Consider the following 20,785-nt stretch of genomic DNA (forward strand, 5'->3'; position numbering starts at 1 on the left):
GAGAGCTGTTGAGAAAGCGGAATGGGAAACACGCTCCCCATCCCGCTCCCGTCCGCCGGCTCACTCCATCGTGTGGATATCCCGGTCCTTCGTCTCGGGCAGGAACAGAAGACCGATCACCAGCGTGATGCCCGCGAAAACGATCGGGTACCAGAGGCCGTAGTAGATATCGCCCTTTGCCGCGCTCATCGCGAAGGCCGTTGCCGGAAGCAGCCCGCCGAACCAGCCATTGCCGATATGGTAGGGCAGCGACATGCCGGTATAGCGGATGCGGGTCGGGAAGAGTTCGACGAGCAGTGCCGCGATAGGGCCGTAGACCATCGTCACATAGATGACGAGCACGGTCAGCACGGCAATGATCACCGTCCAGTTGACGCGGGCCGGGTCGGCCACCATCGTGAAGGCGCCGCCCTTGTCTATGTTATAGACCGCCATTTCGGTGGCACTGCCGACTTCTTCCTGGGTGAGCAGCTTGTCGGCGACGAGCTTGTCGGCCGGCACCATGGTCTTTTCCCCGGCGCGCACGGCAGCGGCGTCGAGGGCAAGTTCCGGATTGGCAGCGACGAAGGCGTCGAGCTTCGATTCCGGAACCTTGGCAACACCGCGCACCAGCGGATAGCCCGAGGCCTGCAGCGCCATGTTGATCTGCTTGCCGAAGGCCGCTTCCTCGGCCTTCGCCCTGTCGCCGGCCGCAATAGCGTCATAGCTGGTGATCGTCGTTTCGCCGATCTTCACCGTCGCCGGCGTACCCGCAGCCGCCGTGGTCACGACGTCATAGGGAACCGAGTTCTTGGTGAGGAAGGCGGTGGCGATGTCGCACGACGTGGTGAACTTCGCAGTGCCCGTCGGGTTGAACTGGAACTTACAGTCGCCCGGAGCCGCGGTGACGGTGGCGCGAACGCTCTGCTGCGCTTCCGCAAGCGCGGGGTTGCCGGCCCAGGTCAGCGCCTTGAACAGCGGGAAGTAGGTGAGCATGGCAAGCAGGAGGCCCGCCATGATGATCGGCTTGCGGCCGATCTTGTCCGACAGCCAGCCGAAGAAGACGAAAAAGCCCGTGCCGAGAAGGAGCGAGGCGGCAACCATCAGGTTTGCCGACTGGCCGTCGACCTTCAGGATGCTCTGCAGGAAGAACAGCGCGTAGAACTGGCCGGAATACCAGACCACGGCCTGGCCGACGACCGCGCCGAAGAGCGCCAGAAGGGCAATCTTGGCGTTGCGCCACTGGCCGAAAGCTTCCGTCAGCGGCGCCTTCGAACCCTTGCCCTCTTCCTTCATCTTCTTGAAGGCAGGAGACTCGTTCATCTTCAGGCGGATCCAGACGGAGACGCCGAGAAGCACGAAGGAGAGCAGGAAGGGTATGCGCCAGCCCCACTCGGCAAAAGCTTCCTTACCCAGCAAGTACTGGACCAGAAGGATAACCACCAGCGAGAGGAAGAGACCGAGCGTCGCCGTCGTCTGGATCCACGAGGTGAAATAGCCGCGGCGGCCATGCGGCGCATGCTCTGCCACATAAGTCGCGGCACCGCCGTATTCGCCGCCGAGCGCAAGGCCCTGCAGGAGGCGCAGCGCGATCAGGATGATCGGCGCAGCGATGCCGATCGAGGCGGCACCGGGCAGGACGCCGACGAGGAAGGTCGACACGCCCATGATCAGGATGGTGACGAGGAATGTGTATTTGCGGCCGACGAGGTCTCCCAGGCGGCCGAAAACCAGCGCGCCGAACGGCCGGACGAGGAAGCCGGCGGCGAAGGCGAGCAGCGCAAAGATGTTGCGCGTGGTCTCGGGATACTGGCTGAAGAAGGTTGCACCGATATAAACGGCAAGCGAACCGTAGAGATAGAAATCATACCATTCGAAGACGGTACCGAGCGACGAGGCGAAGATGACCTTCTTCTCCTCGCCGGTCATCGGGCCGGCTTTTGTGCCGCCCGCTGTCACGACGTTTGCCATTTTGATATCCTCCACTCCAAAATCGGTCTATTGGAGCGCCCATTCCCCGGTCCGGACATTCCTCCCTGAACGTCGGGTCCCCTTTGACATCCGGGCGTGGTGCGCCTCGCAACAAGATGTCAGAAAAGTGGCACGCGAGGCAGGGATGCTTTGGGCTTATGACTTTCGTCTAATGCCGTGATCAGCGTGGGCGAAATCCTGAGGAAGGCGGCCCGGCTCCCGGCGCGCAGCCGGCACCGGGCACGGCCTAGGACCTTTGCGCAAATCGGTCAATGCCAAGGATTTTTCCGCAGCAAAGGGTTGCCCCCTTTGCAAGGGAAAAGCCGCCGGCAGTGGGCGATTTGTGCAAAACCCTTCGGGCGGCCCATATTGCGGTGCCTTGTCGCGAAAAATCCGGCTTGCAGGCGGACGGCCTGCGGCGCCGGATTTTCCACGAAAGTCCCTCGCAATATGGGCCGTCAAATCCCTATCCATAAGGGTCCACAGGGCCTAGAGCGACCAATCCTCCACGCGCAGGTTCTCAACCCTATTGAACTCGCCGACATTGTTGGTGACGAGCGTCAATCCACGGGCTTTGGCCTGTCCCGCAATCAGCACGTCATAAGGTCCGATGGGCGTACCCTTCGCGGCAAGGGCGGCCCGGATCTCGCCTGCGACAAAGGCATCGTTCCGGTCGAAGTCGAGGATCGGAAAATCCGCCATCAACAAACGCAGGGTTTCGAGATTGTGTTGGGCCTTCGCGCTTTTCTGCGCTCCAAAATAGAGTTCATACGCGACGACCGACGGGAGCCCGATAATGCCCTGAGGGCTATGGAGTACACGGGTGACCAATGCATCCGATTTGCGCCCGATCAAAGCGATGACGGCGCTGGTGTCGAGAATATGGGAGATCACCGAAATACCGCGTCGAGTTCCGGCCGATCCTGCTGTTCCGGCTGCTCGCGCCCGCACATCATGAAGTCTTCACTCATGCCACGGGCAAGTGCCGCCTTCAGCGATGACCACTGCTCGCCTTGCTCGACGTGCGGGCGGAGAATGAGCGCGTCGCCTTCCTGCGTGATTTCGACGCGATCGACGTTGAAGCGGAATTCCTTAGGCAGGCGGACGGCCTGCGAATTTCCGGACTGGAACACCCGTGCAAGATGGGGCATGGTGGTCGTCTCCCACTTCCGTATCTACTTCCGTGTATATACTCTCTTTCGCCTCACGGTTCAAGACTTCCGAGCAAACGCGAAACCGCGTTGCCCTGCATTCGGATCGCTGGGAAGGCCTCCGCGGCTTGACTCTTGCCGAAAAGCCGGTAAGAGCAGCGGCGAACGAGGAAACCGCCATGCGACCGAAGGGTTCGTCCATCGCTGCGCTGAATTTGCCGGCCCACCACGCCGGGCCGATCAGCCATTTCTCGCTCGCTCGCAAAACCACGGCCAAAACGACGACGAAAACCGTCTGACGTCTCTGGCCCTCCGCTCTCTCCCCGGTAAGGCCGGGGACAGGAACTTCGCGGTCGGACCGCGCGGTTTCCCCCTCCACCAGACGAGGAGAGACAGAAAGAGAGCTTAGATCATGGGTTTCAAAATTGCTGTCGCAGGCGCCACCGGCAATGTCGGCCGGGAGATGCTGAACATTCTTTCCGAGCGCGGCTTTCCGGCCGACGAAGTGGTGGCGCTCGCCTCCTCGCGCTCGGTCGGCACCGAGGTCTCCTACGGCGACAAGACGCTGAAAGTGACGAACCTCGACACCTATGATTTCTCCGACACCGACATTTGCCTGATGTCGGCCGGCGGCGCCGTCTCGCAGAAGTATTCGCCGAAGATCGGCCGGGAGGGTTGCGTCGTCATCGACAATTCCTCGGCCTGGCGCTACGACGCCGATGTTCCGCTGATCGTACCGGAGGTGAACGCGGACGCGATCGCGCAGTTCTCCAAGAAGAACATCATCGCCAATCCGAATTGCTCGACGGCGCAGCTCGTGGTGGCGCTGAAGCCGCTGCACGATCACGCCAAGATCAAGCGCATCGTCGTTTCGACCTATCAGTCGGTTTCCGGCGCCGGCAAGGACGGCATGGACGAGCTCTTCAACCAGACCCGCGCTGTGTTCGTCGCCGATCCGATCGAGAGCAAGAAGTTCACCAAGCGCATCGCCTTCAACGTCATTCCGCACATCGACGTCTTCATGGAAGACGGCTATACCAAGGAAGAATGGAAGGTTCTGGCCGAAACCAAGAAGATGCTCGACCCGAAGATCAAGGTGACCTGCACGGCCGTGCGCGTTCCGGTCTTCATCGGCCATTCGGAATCGGTCAATATCGAATTCGAAAACGAGATCACCGCCGACGAGGCGCGCGAGATCCTGCGCGAAGCGCCGGGCTGCCTGGTCGTCGACAAGCATGAGAACGGCGGCTATGTGACGCCTTACGAATGCGCCGGCGAGGACGCGACCTATATCTCGCGCATCCGCGAGGATGCGACGGTCGAAAACGGCCTCAACATGTGGATCGTCTCGGACAACCTGCGCAAGGGCGCGGCGCTCAACGCGGTGCAGATCGCAGAGCTGCTGATCAACCGCGGCCTGATCAAGCCGCGCAAGCAGGCGGCTTGAGCGGCCTCGGTCGGGCAAAATTTTAAGCCCCGCCTGCCTCGTTATGGCGACAGGCGGGGTCCGCAGTTCGTCGGCCGGCAATGGATTCACGTGAAACCGCGTGCCGGCGAAGAGCGGAAAACGAAGCGGGAATTTCGAAGGCAACAGATTCGGGCAATCGACGGGGTATTCTATGCATAGGGTGAAGAGCGCAGCAGCGGGCCTGGCGGCCCTGATCTCAACCGTAGTTCTTCCGGCGGCCGCCTCTGCGGCGCAGTGCGGCAATGACGGCAGCGGCTTCTCCGCCTGGCTGTCGGAATTCAAGCGCGAAGCCGCCGTGAACGGCATCAGCCCTTCGGTGGTCGACCAGGCGCTCGCCAACGTCTCCTACAGCAGGGCGACGATCCGCGCCGATCGCGGCCAGAAGAGTTTCAAGCTGTCGCTCGACCAGTTCATGCAGAAGCGCGGCGGTCAGGTGATCATTTCGCGCGGCAAGAAGCTGCGGGCGCAGAATGCCAGGCTCTTCCAGAGCATCGAGCAGCGCTACGGCGTTCCCGCCGGCCCGTTGATCGCCATCTGGGGCATGGAGACCGGCTTCGGCTCGTTCCTGGGCAAGGAACACACGCTTTCCGCCGTCTCGACGCTCGCCTATGATTGTCGCCGCTCGGATTATTTCACGAACCAGCTTTACGCAGCCCTCCAGCTCGTCGAGCGCGGCGACCTCAGCCCGGCCGCCCGCGGGGCAGCGCACGGCGAGATCGGACAGACGCAATTCCTCCCGGTGAACGTGCTGAAATACGGCGTCGACGGCGACGGCAACGGCCATGTCGACATGGTCCGCTCCAAAGCGGATGCGCTTGCCTCGACGGCGAATTTCCTGCGCGGCCATGGTTGGCAGCCGGGCGGCGGCTATCAGCCGGGCGAGGTCAACTTCGCCGCCATCCAGGGCTGGAATGCCGCCAGCGTCTATCAGCAGGCGATCGCCATCATCGGCGCCGAAATCGACGGCGGGTGACAGAAAGACTCACCGGCGTAACCGGTTGCAATTTGCCCCTCACCCTAACCCTCTCCCCCGCATGCGGGCTACGGCATGCACATATCTCTTGCGCGCCGGTGCGGCGGATACTGCTCATGAATGGGATCCCTCGGGAACCCAACCGCCTCAACCCCGCTCGGTCTCGGTTGCCCCTCAACCGGCTGCCGCCACCTTCTCCCCGCAGGCGGGGAGAAGGGATATGCCGCGCCCGCTCGCTCCCTCGGGCGGGCGGTGAATGCGGGGTTCAGTTGGCGCCGCTTGTCCCTTCTCCCCGCCTGCGGGGAGAAGGTGCCGGCAGGCGGATGAGGGGCCTGACTGGCGGCCGTTACATTCCCGGTCGGGAAAAGTCGCCGGTCTTCGCGTCCATGACCCAGAGCTCGCCGGTCGAGATGTCGAACCATGCGCCGTGCAGGCGCAGCTTTCCCTTCGACTCGAGAATGTTCACGCAGGGAAACGTCCTCAGATTGGCGATCGAATTGCGGATCGAGACCCGCTCGAGCGCGCGCTGCCGTTCCGCCTGAGTCATCACGTCGTTGCTCTGGATCTGCTCGGCGGCCGGTTTCAGGAGGTTCATCCAGCGGCCGATGAAATCGCCCGGGGAGAGGGGCTCGGCGTCCGGGTCGAGGGCCGCCTTGATGCCGCCGCAGCGCCCGTGGCCCATGACCACGATGTTGGTGACCCGCAGCGACTGGACCGCGAATTCGAGCGCGGCCGAGGTCGAGTGATAATGTCCGTCCGGTTCGTATGGCGGCATCATGTTGGCGACGTTGCGCACCACGAAGAGTTCTCCCGGGCCGGAATCGAAAATCGTTTCGGGTGCGGCGCGGGAGTCGCAACAGGCGATGACCATCGTCTTCGGTTTCTGACCGCTCTCGGCGAGCGTTTTGTAGCGCTGCTGCTGTTCGTTGAAGCGACCGCTCATGAAATTGCGGTAGCCGGTCAGAAGATGTTCCGGAAAGCCCTGTATATCCATCGGTAACCCCGTTTCATCCACTCGTTCCTGCGGCATCGTCCTGGTGCTCCTTCTTTGATCGGGATTCAAGGAAACATGCGGGTAGCGTGTCTGGAAGACGCACCGGGAACCATGAAGCGTCGAACTGTTACAGCGAGCTCCCGCCATTCGAAAGGGCGAAATGCGTCCATGAGGCATTTCTTCCGTATCTGATGCTATTTCTTCCGCTGCTATTTCTTCCGCGCTTGGCTCGGATGCATGAGGCGGCGCATCTGCACCATTGCCATCGGTGTCGCGAGGCTCGATGCATCCTGTTCGAGCGTCAGCTCGTCGGAATCGCGCTTGCGGCTTCTCGCAATGATCTCGTAGACGCTGGCGGTCGCCATCTGCAGCGCGCGTTCCTCCGGAAGCCCTTCCAGGAGGCGCGCGAGGAATACGGCCGAGAGCAGGTCGCCGGTGCCGTTCGGAGGATTGTCGATCAGGCGGTGCTCGGCAAGCAGCGCATGGCGTCCGGACAGGTAAAGATTGCCCGTACCGCCGCTCATCATCGGTATCGCCGATGTCACCAGCACCCGTGACGGTCCGAGGTCGACCGCCGCGTCGAGGATAGCCGCATTCGTCTCGAGCGAAGCACCTGCCAACCAGGAGAGCTCGAACCGGTTGGGCGTGGCGAGCGTCGCAAGCGGCAGCAGCAGGTCGCGGATGGCGCCGGCGATCTCCACCGGGACGTAGAGGCCGCCCGCATCGCCAAGAATCGGATCGCAGGCATAGAAGAGCGCGGGATCACGCCGGCGCAGCGCCTTCACGAGGCCGGCAACGGCCGCCGCCTGTTCGGGGGAACCCAGATAGCCGGACAGCACCGCGCGCACCTCGCCGATCCAGGGCGCAGCGACGAGATCGTCAATGATCGAGCGGAAGTCCTCGTCCGGCATGGTCATCCGCGTCGACCGGCCGTGTCCCGGATGCCAGGGGAGCACGACCGTCGGCAAAGCCCAGACCCGATGGCCGAGCATTTCCAGCGCGAAGACGGCAGCCCGGTTGCCGACCGCACCGCGGACCACATGACTCGAAATGACGATGACGGCACCGGGCGCGGCAGGCGTGTCGGACATCGGGAGACCCCATTATTCGCTTTCGAAGTGTGATCGCCCGCCCCTCACGGCCTGTCAACAGCTGCTCTTGCAGACCACGCGTGAAGAAACTTCGGCGTTTTCGTTCGTTTTTGCGGTTTTTCGGGAAATTTTTGCAAAATTACCTTCGATTTAAATGGATTTAGGTCGAATCTACGTGATTTTCTCCGAAATCCGGCTCCATTTTGCCGAAATCCATCATAAAAACGGTCGCCATTGGGCATGGTTCTGGTAGGTTCAACCATCATGAGTGGAGAGCGATTTCATGGGCGTGAAGCATAATCCGAAGCGGGATCGGCACATCGATGCGGCCCGGGCGGCAGGGTCCAGATTCGGGGCCGAGACACTGCCACCGGAAGTCCTCTTCGGCGGAGCGAGCAACGATGACCTCGACCGTTACACGCCTGAGATGCTGGCGCTCACCGCTGCCCACGCGCGCGGCGAGCTCGCGCGCTGGGACGGCGGCAAGCCGCAGGTCTCGGTGGAGACGGTAGCAGGGGTCGCACCGGGTGGTATCGAGGTTTCGATCATCGCGATCACCGAGCGCAACATGCCCTTCCTTTACGATTCGGTGATGGGAGAGGTGACGAGCACCCACCGCGACATCCACCTGGCGATCCACCCGATTCTGGTGATGGAATCCGGCAAGCCCGTGAAGCTCTTCGATCCGGACGAGGAAAGCGCGCCCGAGCACCGCGTCAGCCATATTCAAATCCACTTGAGCAGGCTGACGCCGCTCGAGGCACGCTCACTGAGCAAGCGCATCTCGGATGTGCTGGAGCAGGTTCATCAAGCCGTACACGACTGGCCGGCAATGACCGCTTTGCTCGACCAGGCAATGCGGGAGCTCGAGGACTACAACGCTTCCCGCAAGAAGAGCGACCGCGACGAGGCGCTGGCGTTCCTTCGCTGGCTAAGGGATAGCAACTTCACGTTCCTCGGCATGCGGGAATATACCTATTCCGGCAAGGGCGGACGGGCGACCGTCGAGCGCGGCAAGGGCAGGGGGCTCGGCATCCTGTCCAATCCGGACGTGCGGGTCCTGCGCCAGGGCAAGGATGCGGTGCTGACGACGCCGGAAATCCTCGCCTTCCTCGAGGGCCCAGACTTCCTGATCGTGACCAAGGCCAATGTGAAGTCGGTCGTCCACCGGCGTGCCCATATGGACTATATCGGCATCAAGCGCTTCGACGCCTCCGGCAATGTCGTCGGCGAGCTGCGCATCGTCGGTCTGTTCACCTCGACGGCCTACACGCGCCAGGCGTCGGAGATCCCGCTGCTCAGGCACAAGATCGAGAAGATCGTCGATCATTTCGGCTATGATCCGCAGAGCCATTCCGGCAAGACGCTGGCGAACACGCTGGAAGCCTATCCGCGCGACGATCTTTTCCAGATCGATGTCGGGCTTCTCGCCGCCTTCTGCGAACAGATCAACGAACTCGGCGACCGGCCGCGGGTACGGGTGCTGCCGCGCATCGACCACTTCGACCGCTTCGTGTCGGTCATCGTGTTCGTGCCGCGCGAACAATACGATTCCGATGTCCGCGAAAAGATCGGCGACTATCTGAAGACCGTCTATGACGGCCGGGTCTCGGCCTATTACCCGGCCTTTCCCGAAGGCGGGCTCGCACGCGTCCATTTCATCATCGGCCGCTCCGGCGGCAAGACGCCACGGGTTCCCCAGGCGAAGCTCGAAGAGGCGGTCCGCGCCATCGTCACCCGCTGGATCGATCGGTTCAATCTGCTCGCCCGCAAGGAGGGCACCGAGATATCGGTCGGTGAGGCCTATCAGGCGGCCTTCACGCCCGCGGAAGCCTATGCCGACCTCGGAGACATCGCCGCCTGCACGGCTGGCGACCCGATCCGCATCTCCTTCTACCACCGGCACCAGGAGCGGCCGGATACGCTGGAACTGAAGATCTTCCATGCCGACACGCCCGTTTCGCTGTCGCGCCGCGTGCCGCTTCTCGAAAATCTCGGCTTCCGTGTCATCAGCGAGCAGACCTACGACATCGGCGTGCACGTCCATGGGGACGAGCCCCGCGAGGTCGTCCTTCACGACATGGAACTGATCCACCGCGACGGGCACACGCTCAACCTCGCCAGGATCGGCCCGGCACTGGAGGAGGCCTTCCTCGCGGCCTGGAACGGCACGACGGAGGACGACAACTTCAACCGGCTGGTCCTGCTTGCCGGGCTCACCGCCCGCGAAATCACGGTACTGCGCGCCTATGCGCGCTATCTGCGCCAGACCGGCATCACCTATTCCCAAGGCTATATCGCCGATACCCTGAACAAATATCCGACGATCGCCGCCGACATCTTCCGTCTCTTCTCCACGCGCATGGATCCGACGACGGAGGTGAAGGCGCGCACGAAGAAGTGCAACGCCTTGCTGGCGGGCATCGAGGAGGCGCTGTCTGCCGTGCCCAGCCTCGACGAGGACAGAATCCTGCGCCGCTACGTCAATGCGGTCCAGTCGACGCTCCGGACGAACTATTTCCAGAAGGACGCCGAGGGCAGGCCGCGCGCGGTTCTTGCCTTCAAGCTCGATCCGAAGCAGCTCGAAGGCCTGCCGGAGCCGCGGCCCTTCCGCGAGATTTTCGTCTACGGCACGGAAGTGGAAGGCGTCCATCTGCGCTTCGGCAAGGTAGCGCGCGGCGGGCTTCGCTGGTCCGACCGGGCACAGGACTACCGGACCGAGGTGCTCGGTCTCGTCAAGGCGCAGCAGGTGAAGAACGCCGTCATCGTTCCGGTCGGCGCCAAGGGCGGCTTCTATCCCAAGCAACTGCCTGTCGGCGGCAGCCGCGACGAGATCTTCAAGGCGGGAACGGAAGCATACAAGACCTATATCCGCACGCTGCTCTCGGTTACCGACAATATCGTCGGCCAGGAGGTCGTTCCCCCCGAGGACACGTTACGGCTCGACGGCGACGACCCCTATTTCGTCGTTGCCGCCGACAAGGGAACGGCAACCTTCTCCGACACGGCGAATGCGCTCGCCCAGGAAGCGGACTTCTGGCTCGACGACGCCTTCGCTTCAGGCGGCTCCGCCGGCTACGACCACAAGAAGATGGGGATTACCGCACGCGGCGCGTGGGAGGCCGTCAAGCGGCACTTCCGCGAAATGGACGTCGACATCCAGACGACGCCCTTCACCGTCGCCGGCGTCGGCGACATGTCGGGCGACGTCTTCGGCAACGGCATGCTGCTTTCGGAAAAGATCCGGCTGATCGCCGCCTTCGATCACCGCGATATCTTCATCGATCCCGAGCCGGATATCGACCTCTCCTTTGCCGAGCGCAAGCGAATGTTCGCGCTTCCGCGCTCCAGCTGGCAGGACTATGACCGCAAGGCGCTCTCGCCCGGCGCGATGATCATCTCGCGTTCGGAAAAACTGGTGACACTCACCCCCGAAGCGATGGCGGCGATCGGCATCGACAAGCCGAAGGCAACGCCCTTCGAGATCATGAGCGCAATCCTGAAGAGCCCGGTCGACCTGCTCTGGTTCGGCGGCATCGGCACCTATGTGCGCGGCGCCAACGAGACGGATGCGGAGGTCGGCGACCGCGCCAACGACGCGATCCGCGTCTCCGCCGAGGACGTGCGGGCGCGCGTGATCGGAGAGGGGGCCAATCTCGGCGTCACCCAGAAAGGCCGGATCGGCTTCTCGCTCAATGGCGGGCGCTGCAACTCCGATGCCATCGACAACTCGGCCGGCGTCAATTCCTCCGACGTCGAGGTCAACATCAAGATCGCGCTTGCCTCGGCCATGCGCGACGGCCGCCTGACCCGGCCCAAGCGCAACACGCTTCTGGCATCGATGACGGATGAGGTGGGACATCTCGTGCTGCGTAACAACTACCAGCAGTCGCTGGCGATCTCGCTCACCGAAATGCAGGGCCTCGCCAACCGCACGCCGCTGGCGCGGCTGATGGCGCGGCTGGAGGCCGACGGTCACCTCAACCGGAAGGTCGAGACCCTGCCGACCGACCAGGCGATGAGCGAGCGCTACCAGGCGGGCCGGCCGCTCACGCGCCCGGAGATCGGCGTGCTGCTCTCCTATGCGAAACTGGTGCTCTTCGACGAGCTGATCGTCAGCGAGCTTCCGGACGACCCCTATTTCACGGCGACCCTGGAGCGCTACTTCCCCGCAAAGATGCGCAAGGCCTATGCCGGCGACATTCACGGGCACCGGCTGCGCCGTGAGATCATCGCGACCGTGCTCGCCAACGAAACGATAAACCGCGGCGGCCCCGCTTTCGTCTCGACGCTGACGGATGCCACCGGCTTCCTATCCGCCGACGTCGTGAAGGCAGCGGTGCTGGCCCTGGATGGCTTCGATCTGCCGCGCATCTACGGCGAGATCGACGCGCTCGACAACAGGATCAGCGGCGCGATCCAGAACAGGCTCTATCATGAGGTGGGGCGTATCTTTGCGCTCGTCGCCGAAAGGGCGCTGCGCACCCGCGCCTCCGAGGGCTCCGTGGCCGAAGCGGTTGCCCGGCTTCGCGACGGGCTGCAGAAGCTGCGCGGCACCATGCGGGCGGCGATATCCAGGGAGGGTGCCGAGGAAGCGCGCCTGAGGGCCGCTGGCTTCATCGAAAACGGCGTGCCGGCAAAGCTTGCCGAGGAAATCGCCGAACTGTCGCTCATGACCCTGGTCCCTGAGATCATGCAGATCGCCACGGTAACCGGCGAGCCGCTGAGCCGCACCGCCCAAGCCTATTTCACCGTCACCGAGAGCCTGAGGATCAACCGCCTGCTGGCGGCCGCCGACCGCGTGCCCGCCACCGAGCAGTTCGAGTCGATGGCGCTCTCGCGGGCGGTCGGCGATATCGGCACCGCACGCCGCGATATCACCATCGCCGCCCTCGTCGAGCATAAGGGCGACCGAAACCCCGTTCTCGCCTGGCAGGACCGCGATCGCCAACGCGTCGCCACTGTCGGCGACCAGCTGAGGCTGCTGACCGAAAAGGGCGAAACGACCCTCGCCAAGGTCACTGTTGCAGCCGGTCTCCTCAGCGATCTTGCACGCGGCTGGACGAAATGACACAGTCCCTCCGGCCGTAAATAAGCCGGAGGGCCCAATTCCGCTCCGGTTGAAGGTTGTTCTTCATTGCCCTGCCCGCCGCCTACGAACGCGGCGCGCTTGCGCAAGTGCCGGGGAGGGATGAAGTGGATATCGCGGCTGGGCGAATGGAGGAGCGGCCTCGGACTTCGCGTCTCGGCATTGCCGGCTGGATGCTGTTCGACTGGGCCGCGCAACCCTTCTTCACCGTCATCACCACCTTCATCTTCGCGCCCTATTTTGTTTCCCGGCTGACGGCCGATCCCGCACATGGGCAGGCGGTCTGGGGCTATACGCTGACCGTCGCGGGGATCGTGATTGCCCTGCTTTCGCCGGTCCTCGGCGCAATTGCCGATGCGTCCGGCCCACGAAAGCCGTGGATCGCCTTTTTCGCCGCCGTGAAGATCATCTCGCTCGCCCTGCTCTGGAACGCGGCACCGGGCTCATCCCTGATCTATACGGCGATCTTTCTTGCGCTGGCGACCGTGGCAGCCGAATTTTCCATCGTCTTCAACGATTCGATGATGACGCGGCTCGTGAGCGAAAAGGAAGTGGGACGCATCTCCAACATCGCCTGGGGCCTCGGCTATCTCGGCGGCATGATCGTGCTGATCGCCGTGGTCGCGCTGATTGCCGGAAGCCCGCAGACCGGCAAGACGGCGATCGGACTCGAGCCTCTGTTCGGGCTCGATCCGGCAAAGGGCGAAGACGCCCGGATCACCGGCCCCATATCCGCCGCCTGGTACCTCGTTTTCATCCTGCCAATGTTCCTCTTCACGCCGGATGCGACCAGGGCAAGGATGTCCATGGCTAAGGCAACCGCTCGGGGCTTCGAAGAACTGAAGGGCACGCTTGCCGAACTCAAGGAGAGGGCCGGCATCTTGCGGTTCCTGATCGCCCGGATGATCTTCCAGGACGGCGTCAACGGGCTGCTCGCGCTCGGCGGCACCTTCGCCGCCGGGATGTTCGGATGGCAGACGATGGAACTCGGGCTCTACGGCATCATCCTGAATGTCGTGGCGATCTTCGGCTGCCTTTATGCGAGCAGGCTGGATGCACGGCTCGGCTCCAAGACGATCGTCGTCGCAAGCCTCGTCTCACTGACGATCGCCACGCTCGGCATCGTCTCGACCGGGCCCGGTTTCACGCTCTTCGGGCTTGTCCCGCTTGGCTCGACGGACTCGGGCGGCCTCTTCGGCACCGCCGCCGAAAAGGCCTATATTCTGTATGGACTCCTGGTCGGCGTGGCCTTCGGGCCGGTCCAGGCCTCATCCCGATCCTACCTCGCGCGCAGTGTTTCGCCCGACGAAGCCGGGCGTTATTTCGGTCTCTACGCTCTTTCCGGCCGCGCCACCTCGTTCCTGGCGCCCGCCTCGGTCGCGACGATCACGCTTGTGACCGGTTCGGCCCGGATCGGCATGATGGCGCTGGTCGCCTTTCTCGCCGTCGGTCTCGTGATCCTCCTGCGGACCCCCTATCCGGCGCACCGGCCGCTATAGGAATTTCGCGCAGGAGGCTCAGAGCGGGATGAGAAAACGTGTGTGCGCATCCCGCGTCTCGACTTCTTGGAATCGATCACGTTCATGTTCTTAAATCGACCCGACCCAAGAACATCGTGATCTAGTGCCGGAAATGCCGCATACCTGTGAAGACCATCGCGACATCGTGCTCGTTCGCCGCCGCGATCACTTCTTCGTCGCGCATCGAACCACCCGGCTGGATGACGGCGGTTGCGCCGGCAGCGATGGCTGACAGAAGCCCGTCGGCGAAGGGGAGGAAGGCCTCCGAAGCGACGGCCGAACCGCGCGTCAGCGGCTCGGCGAGGCCCAGCGCCTTGGCCGCTTCTTCCGCCTTTATGGCAGCGATGCGCGCGGAATCGACGCGGCTCATCTGGCCGGCGCCGATACCCGCCGTCTGGCCGTCCTTGGCATAGACGATGGCGTTGGACTTGACGTGCTTCGCCACCTTGAAGGCGAACTTCATGTCTTCGAGCTCCTGCGCCGTCGGCGCACGCTTGGTAACCACCTTGAGCTCCAGGTCCTCGACCATACCGTTGTCGCGCGTCTGGACGAGCACCCCGCCGGCGACCGTCTTCGCCGTCAGGCCGGGCGTGCGCGGATCCGGCAGGCCGCCGGCCGCAAGCAGCCGCAGGTTCGGTCTGCGGGCGATGACGGCTTTCGCCTCGTCGCTGACCGAAGGCGCAATGATCACCTCGGTGAAGAGCTTGACGATCTCTTCCGCGGTCTCGGCGTCCAGTTCCTGGTTGAGCGCGATGATGCCGCCGAATGCCGAGGTCGAATCGCAGGCGAGCGCCCGGCGATAGGCTTCGGCGAGCGAGGGCGCGGTCGCAACGCCGCAGGGGTTGGCATGCTTGATGATGGCGCAGGCCGGTGCCTTCTCCGGCAGGAATTCCGCCACCAGTTCGAAGGCGGCATCGGTATCGTTGATGTTGTTGTAGGAGAGCTGCTTGCCTTGCAGCAGCGCCGCCGTCGCCACTCCCGGCCGTTTCTCGCCGGTCACGTAGAATCCGGCTTTCTGGTGCGGGTTCTCGCCGTAGCGCATCTCTTCCCTGAGCACGCCGCCGAGAACGCGGTGGCGCGGCATGGGCGTGTCGAGCACCTCGGCGAACCAGTTGGAGATCGCCGCATCATAGGCCGCCGTGCGGGCATAGGCCCTGGCCGCCATCTTCTGGCGAAAGGCGTAGCGCGTCGTACCGTCTGCGATTTCCTCCAGCAGCGGCGAATAGTCCGCCGGGTCGGTGACGATCGTCACATAGGCATGGTTCTTGGCCGATGCCCGGATCATTGCGGGGCCGCCGATATCGATATTCTCGACCGTGGTCGGATAGTCGCCGCCCTTGGCCCGGACTTCTTCGAAGGGATAGAGATTGATGACGGCGAGATCGATCGCGGTGATGCCGTGCGCGCTCATGGCGTCCGCATGCTCCGCGTCGTCGCGGATCGCGAGAAGACCGCCATGGACGCCGGGGTGAAGCGTCTTGACGCGCCCGTCCATGATTTCGGGAAAGCCGGTCAGCTCCGACACGTCGCTGACGGGAAGGCCGGCATCGGCAAGCGCCTTGTGCGTACCGCCGGTCGAGACGAGCCGGATGCCCTTGTCGTTGAGGGCGCGGGCGAGTTCGACGATGCCCGTCTTGTCGGAGACCGAAAGGAGGGCGGTTTTGATCCGGACCTCGTCCGGGGCGGGGATTTTCTTGGAGGCGACAGCCATCGACCTTGCTCCTTTGGCAGCGCCGGACGCGTAGTGAGGAGGTTCCGGCGATTGGGATGGCTGCCCGTTAGCATAGCTTGTTCCCGGAAGGAACCTTCGGCGCCGCGACAACGGGAAAATAGGCCCGGCGCAATTTCGGGATCATCCCTCGCGCGTGAAAGTCCACTGAATTTCCGGCTGCGAGGCGGCAGAGAAGGTCACGCTTATCTGCGACGAGGCGCGCACGCCGGAGGGATCGGCGAAGAAAATGTCCTCCTCGATCGCGAGCGCACCGTCGCGACAGGCGAAGAGCCATGCCTCTCCATCGGGTGCCGTCAGATATATCTCGCTCTCGCTGTGCCGGCGCATGCCGATTGCCGGATGGATGTGGAAACGGGCGACAGCGGTCGCGTCGTCGTCATTTTCCGGATCGCTGCCATCCTCCAGCAGCAGGCGGTCGCGACCGCGGATCAGCCGCCCGCCATTGAGAATTCCGATGTCGCGCTCGTGGATCAGGCCGAAGGGCGCAAGGTAGCCGTCGTGACTCGCTTTGACCTGCTCGATGCTTCCCGGCTCGTCCTTTCTCTCGATTACGACGCGCGAGGGGCCGCTGATCATGACCGGGCCGAGGAACCGCGACTGCGAAAAGCGGCAGGAGGACGTGTCGTCGACGGTGACTGTGGAATGCGCGGCGGTCGTGCGCGCCATCTGCCGAAATCGTTCGCCGGCGAATTTCGGCGCGCCGGAGTTGACGACGAAGCGGTTCCTGCCGGAGGACATCTCGAAGGAGAGGCAGCCGGCATGCGCGCTGCGCGACAGGTCGACGGAAAGCGGTCGCCCGGTTTCCATGATGACGACGGTATCGCCCATCGACAGACGTTCGTAATGGGCGTGCGGCAAGGACCGGAACGGCTCGCCGGACGTCTCGTCATATCTGAGCACCGAGGCGAGCTCATGGGCGAGAACCGATGTCGCGCCGTTGAAAAGGGCGAGCTCCCCGCTCTGGTGGCGGAAGAAGCGGAGCGCCGGATACATACGGTCGATGCAGGGAATGAGCCTCGAGGGCACGTCGTGTCCGAGATTGACATAGGTCTGGCGCAGCGGCAGCAGATCGAGCAGCAGCTCGAGCCCGGCGCGGGGGTTTCGGGAGAAATGCGCCCCGTCGGGCAGAAGCTGCCGCTCCAGCTCCAGATCCAGATTGCGCGACGCCTTGCGGATCGCCGAAGCCGTAGCCGGCATCGAAACGGAGGCCATGGCGAGTGCCAGGCGAACCCTCAGGCGCGCCTCTCCATCGGACACGGTCTCGGCGACATTCCGGAGATAGCGGACCTGAAGGGCAAGGCTTCTCAGGAAGCGGCGATAGAAACCGTGCTCGGCGTTGCGCAGCACCACCGGCGAATGGGACAGCCAGGCGATGACGCGTTGCGCAACCACATCCGCTTCCCACGAGATTTCGCCGATGCTTCGGCCATGGCTGCCCATCCAGTCGTCCATGATCTGGCGCAGCCTGATCGCGCCGGCTTCGTCCTGTATCGCCCGCATGTGACGCAGCCAGCCGAAGGAATGAAGGCGGGCCGCGAACTCTTGCGACGGCAGGTCGATTTCGAAAGGCGACTCGCCTTCGGTATCCAGAACGCGGCCGGCGAGCGGAAAACGACCTGCGAGGATCTCTTCGGCGGCGAAGGGATCGATGGCCCGAAGATCCGTGGGTGCGACGATCAGGCGGGCGGGCGTAGACCCCGCAAAGCGCAGCGCCGTCGTCATTCCGCGCGAAAGCAGGCGCGCCAATCGTCGTTGGCCTTCGCGCAAATACAAATATAGGAGCCTTGTTTTACTGGAAAACGGCATCGGCGCCCGTGGGTTTCCTCTTGAACCGGAGCCGATTCGAGGATCAAGCAGAAGATCGGAATCGTGCGGGAAAGATCATTAAATATTTATCAACCCTGCCGCCATTGATAGGCGGGCCGTCCGAGGGCGTCAATTGTTCCAGCAAAACAGTCTGTTGATGAGCGCCCTCAGGCACCCGCACGGCGCAGCACGGCGGCATAAAAGCCATCGAGGCCACCGGCGAAGGGCGGTTCCAGCGGCAGCATCGCAGGTGTCGTGCGGAACTCTCCAAGCGCGGTGATTGCCTTTTCGAGCCCCGGCCAATCGGCTGCGTCGATCGGCACCCGTTCGCATCCGCTGTCGGCGACGACGCGGGCGACGACCTCCTCGCCCTCCAGCGGGTCGAGCGAGCAATTGGAGAAAACGATGAGACCGCCGGGCTTCACCAAGGTAAGCGCGTGCCGCAGCAGCCGTTCCTGCAGCCTGGCAAGCTTCTCGACGTCCTGCGGGCCTTTCGTCCAGAGCACGTCGGGATGCCGCCGGGTGGTGCCCGTCGAGGAGCAGGGGGCGTCGAGAAGGGCCGCCTCGAAGAGTTCTTCCGGCCGGAACTCGGCCATATCGCTCTCCTTGGTTCGGGCCTCGAAGCCAAGCCGCTCGAGGTTGGCCTTGAGCCGCCGCAACCGGCTTGAAGACTGATCGAGCGCGGTCACCTCCGCCCCCGCGAGGACGAGTTGCGCCGTCTTGCCGCCGGGCGCGGCACAGAGATCGACCACCTTCTTTCCGGAAATATCCCCGAAAAGGCGCGCCGGAATGGAGGCGGCCGCGTCCTGGACCCACCAGGCGCCCTCCGAAAAGCCTGAAAGCGACGGGATCGAACCGGAGAATTCCTGAAGACGAACGGAGCCGGTCGGCAACACGGTGCCGGCGAGCCGCTCCGCCCAGGAAGCGGCATCGGATTTCACGGTCAGGTCGATAGCGGCGGGTACGAGCTGTGCCTCGGAGATGCGCTCGGCCTGGTCGGGACCGTAACAGGCGACGAGCCTGTCGAAGAACCAGCCGGGCATCGCCGGGACTTGTCGCAGCTTTTCGAGAATTTCTTCCTTTTCACGCGAAAGACGCCGCAACACGGCGTTGACGAGGCTTGCGAAACGGCGGTTGCGCGGATCGGACTGGGCCTGTTCCACTGCGAGGTCGACGGCCGAATGATCCGGAACGTCGAGATAGAGAATTTGCGCGGCGGCGACGGTCAGCACATGTTCGAGAGCCCGCGCACCCTCGGGCAGAGGCGTTTGCAGAAGCGAATCGATGGCCGCACGAATACGAGGCAGATGGCGGAGTGCCGAGTTGAGAATGGCGCGCACCAGCGCGCGATCGGCTTCGCTCAACTCGCGATAGGCCGGGTTCCCGCGCTCCGGATCGAGCATTCCGTCCAACGGCGTCTTGCGGTCCACCACCGCCGCCAGGATCTTGGCAGCCGCCTGGCGGCTCTTCAGGCCCGGTTTGGCCGCGGCATCCGCGCCGGGCCGGGCTCCTGCCGCTCCGGAGCGGTTGTGCTCTCGGGATCGTTTCGGACGTGAATCGTTCTTATTGTCTTCGGGCATCAGGACCAGGGGCCTTTCGGCGGTTCGGAACCACCGCGACCCCAGCCGGTTCTCGGGACAGAGCGCGATTTGCGCCCTGCATTATCAGGGCGGACCGGCGCCGTCGAGCCCGTGGACGTCTCGCGGGCCATTCTCTCCAGAGCCGCAACCCGGTTCTCCGTGTTCGGATGGGTCGAGAAAAGATTGTCCATCCGCTCGCCCGAGAGAGGATTGATGATGAACATATGCGCCGTCGCCGGATTGCGCTCGGCGTCATTGTTATGGATGACCTGAGCGGCACCGGCGATCTTGCGGAGCGCCGAGGAAAGCCAGAGCGGGTTGCCGCATATCTCCGCACCGCGGCGGTCGGCGGAATATTCGCGTGTACGGCTGATCGCCATCTGTACCAGCATGGCCGCGAGCGGGGCGACGATCATCGCGATCAGCACGCCGATGAAGCCGAGCGGATTGTTGTTCTCGCGGTTGCCACCGAAGAAGAAGGCGAAGTTGCCAAGCATGGAAATCGCACCGGCGAGCGTCGCCGTCAGCGTCATCGTCAAAGTGTCGCGATACTGGATATGGGCGAGCTCATGCGCCATGACCCCGGCAACCTCCTCGTAGGAAAGCGAATGCAACAGTCCCGTCGAAGCGGCGACCGCGGCATTCTCCGGATTGCGGCCGGTGGCGAAGGCATTCGGCTGCGGGCTGTCGATGACGTAGACGCGCGGCATCGGCAGGCCGGCATTCTTCGCCAGATCGCGGACGATCCCGTAATATTCCGGCGCGCTGTGCTCGTCCACCTCCTGCGCCCGGTACATCCGCAGGACCATCCGGTCGGAATTCCAGTAGGAGAAGAAGTTCATGCCTGCGGCAATGACGAGGGCGATCATCATGCCACCGCGGCCGCCGATGACATAGCCGACGGCCATGAAGAGGACGGTCATGAAGGCGAGCAGCATTGCGGTGCGCATGAGATTCATGAATGAGCTCCAACCAAATCGGTGTCCTTCCCGCGCCTCTTGGAAAGCCGCCTGCAGCCGCTTCGTTCCATTCGGTACGCGCGAAGGTTTCACGTGAATCAAGCTTTTCCGTTCACACGGAAGTGCCTATATGATGGGGATAAACGGCCAGCTCTTCAATATCGTTACGGAAACCGCGACCGGTATGCAGAACGACAACGACAATTCTCCCGACCGCCCCAAACGTCCGCTTTCCCCGGCAGCGCTACGCGCTCTGAAGGAGGCCGAAGAGAGGCGACGTGCCGAAGCGCCGAAAGATATGCCGGCCGAACTCGGCGGGCGCGGCGGCCTCGACCCGGCTCGCTTCGGCGATTGGGAAATCAAGGGCCGCGCGATCGATTTCTGAGGGTAGGCCGTCAGGGTTTTCGTTTCGGTTGCGAATCGGCCGCTGCGTTCCACCCGTACAGCGCTTTGCGCTTCGCCCCTCACCCTA

The 20,785-nt window shown here is 63.5% G+C and carries 14 protein-coding genes; 5 read left to right on the top strand and 9 right to left on the bottom strand.

The genetic code is table 11. The features are described from left to right. Positions 1-60: 60 nt before the first annotated feature. From PZL22_RS17890 to PZL22_RS17900, 3 genes are all read right to left on the bottom strand, one after another. Entirely contained in the window at positions 61-1,950 is a 1,890-nt protein-coding gene (locus tag PZL22_RS17890; RefSeq protein ID WP_003535895.1) for an MFS transporter, read from the bottom strand. A 489-nt stretch (positions 1,951-2,439) separates the two neighbouring features. After that, entirely contained in the window at positions 2,440-2,844 is a 405-nt protein-coding gene (locus tag PZL22_RS17895) for a type II toxin-antitoxin system VapC family toxin (RefSeq protein ID WP_003531794.1), read from the bottom strand. Then, complete coding sequence (locus tag PZL22_RS17900; protein ID WP_003531793.1) at positions 2,841-3,101, bottom strand: AbrB/MazE/SpoVT family DNA-binding domain-containing protein; 261 nt, start codon at positions 3,099-3,101, stop codon at positions 2,841-2,843. Before PZL22_RS17900 ends, PZL22_RS17895 begins: the two co-directional genes overlap by 4 nt. Positions 3,102-3,513: 412 nt before the next feature. Between PZL22_RS17900 and PZL22_RS17905 the strand changes: the two genes are divergently transcribed. Beyond that, positions 3,514-4,548, top strand: a complete 1,035-nt coding sequence (locus PZL22_RS17905) for an aspartate-semialdehyde dehydrogenase (protein WP_003531790.1) — start codon at positions 3,514-3,516, stop codon at positions 4,546-4,548. Between the two features lie 172 nt (positions 4,549-4,720). Beyond that, positions 4,721-5,542 (top strand): lytic murein transglycosylase, encoded by an 822-nt coding sequence (locus PZL22_RS17910; protein WP_003531785.1) that lies wholly within the window; start codon positions 4,721-4,723, stop codon positions 5,540-5,542. Between the two features lie 346 nt (positions 5,543-5,888). On the opposite strand, the gene PZL22_RS17915 is transcribed toward PZL22_RS17910, so the two are convergent. Beyond that, on the bottom strand, positions 5,889-6,572 hold the full coding sequence (locus PZL22_RS17915; RefSeq protein WP_010970569.1) for a carbonic anhydrase: 684 nt from the start codon (positions 6,570-6,572) through the stop codon (positions 5,889-5,891). A 173-nt stretch (positions 6,573-6,745) separates the two neighbouring features. Beyond that, positions 6,746-7,627 carry a pyridoxal kinase PdxY gene (pdxY, locus tag PZL22_RS17920; protein WP_003531772.1) on the bottom strand — a complete coding sequence of 294 codons (882 nt, stop codon included), beginning with the start codon at positions 7,625-7,627 and terminating at the stop codon, positions 6,746-6,748. 283 nt (positions 7,628-7,910) lie between these two features. On the opposite strand from pdxY, the gene PZL22_RS17925 reads away from it, so the two are divergent. Together PZL22_RS17925 and PZL22_RS17930 are read left to right on the top strand one after the other, a co-directional pair. Beyond that, positions 7,911-12,698, top strand: a complete 4,788-nt coding sequence (locus PZL22_RS17925) for an NAD-glutamate dehydrogenase (RefSeq protein ID WP_284718521.1) — start codon at positions 7,911-7,913, stop codon at positions 12,696-12,698. 125 nt (positions 12,699-12,823) lie between these two features. Continuing rightward, positions 12,824-14,215: an MFS transporter gene (locus PZL22_RS17930; RefSeq protein WP_015008004.1), complete on the top strand. Its 1,392-nt coding sequence runs from the start codon at positions 12,824-12,826 to the stop codon at positions 14,213-14,215. 121 nt (positions 14,216-14,336) lie between these two features. On the opposite strand, the gene purH is transcribed toward PZL22_RS17930, so the two are convergent. The 4 genes from purH to htpX all read right to left on the bottom strand — a co-directional run bounded on the left by purH (position 14,337) and on the right by htpX (position 20,313). Further along, positions 14,337-15,947, bottom strand: coding sequence for a bifunctional phosphoribosylaminoimidazolecarboxamide formyltransferase/IMP cyclohydrolase (gene purH, locus PZL22_RS17935; protein WP_284718522.1), 1,611 nt, complete (start codon positions 15,945-15,947; stop codon positions 14,337-14,339). Positions 15,948-16,088: 141 nt separating this feature from the next. Continuing rightward, a complete protein-coding gene (locus PZL22_RS17940) occupies positions 16,089-17,774 on the bottom strand; it encodes a heparinase II/III family protein (protein WP_033048908.1) in 1,686 nt (561 codons plus the stop codon). Between the two features lie 167 nt (positions 17,775-17,941). Then, positions 17,942-19,354, bottom strand: a complete 1,413-nt coding sequence (locus PZL22_RS17945; protein ID WP_107592118.1) for an RsmB/NOP family class I SAM-dependent RNA methyltransferase — start codon at positions 19,352-19,354, stop codon at positions 17,942-17,944. Next, on the bottom strand, positions 19,354-20,313 hold the full coding sequence (htpX, locus tag PZL22_RS17950; RefSeq protein ID WP_003531758.1) for a zinc metalloprotease HtpX: 960 nt from the start codon (positions 20,311-20,313) through the stop codon (positions 19,354-19,356). The genes PZL22_RS17945 and htpX overlap by 1 nt, the downstream gene beginning before the upstream one ends. A 130-nt stretch (positions 20,314-20,443) precedes the next feature. On the opposite strand from htpX, the gene PZL22_RS17955 reads away from it, so the two are divergent. Beyond that, complete coding sequence (locus PZL22_RS17955; RefSeq protein WP_003531755.1) at positions 20,444-20,698, top strand: DUF1674 domain-containing protein; 255 nt, start codon at positions 20,444-20,446, stop codon at positions 20,696-20,698. The last annotated feature ends 87 nt before the right edge of the window (positions 20,699-20,785 follow it).

The sequence above is a fragment of the Ensifer meliloti genome (assembly GCF_030064585.1).
Classification (GTDB): domain Bacteria; phylum Pseudomonadota; class Alphaproteobacteria; order Rhizobiales; family Rhizobiaceae; genus Sinorhizobium; species Sinorhizobium meliloti.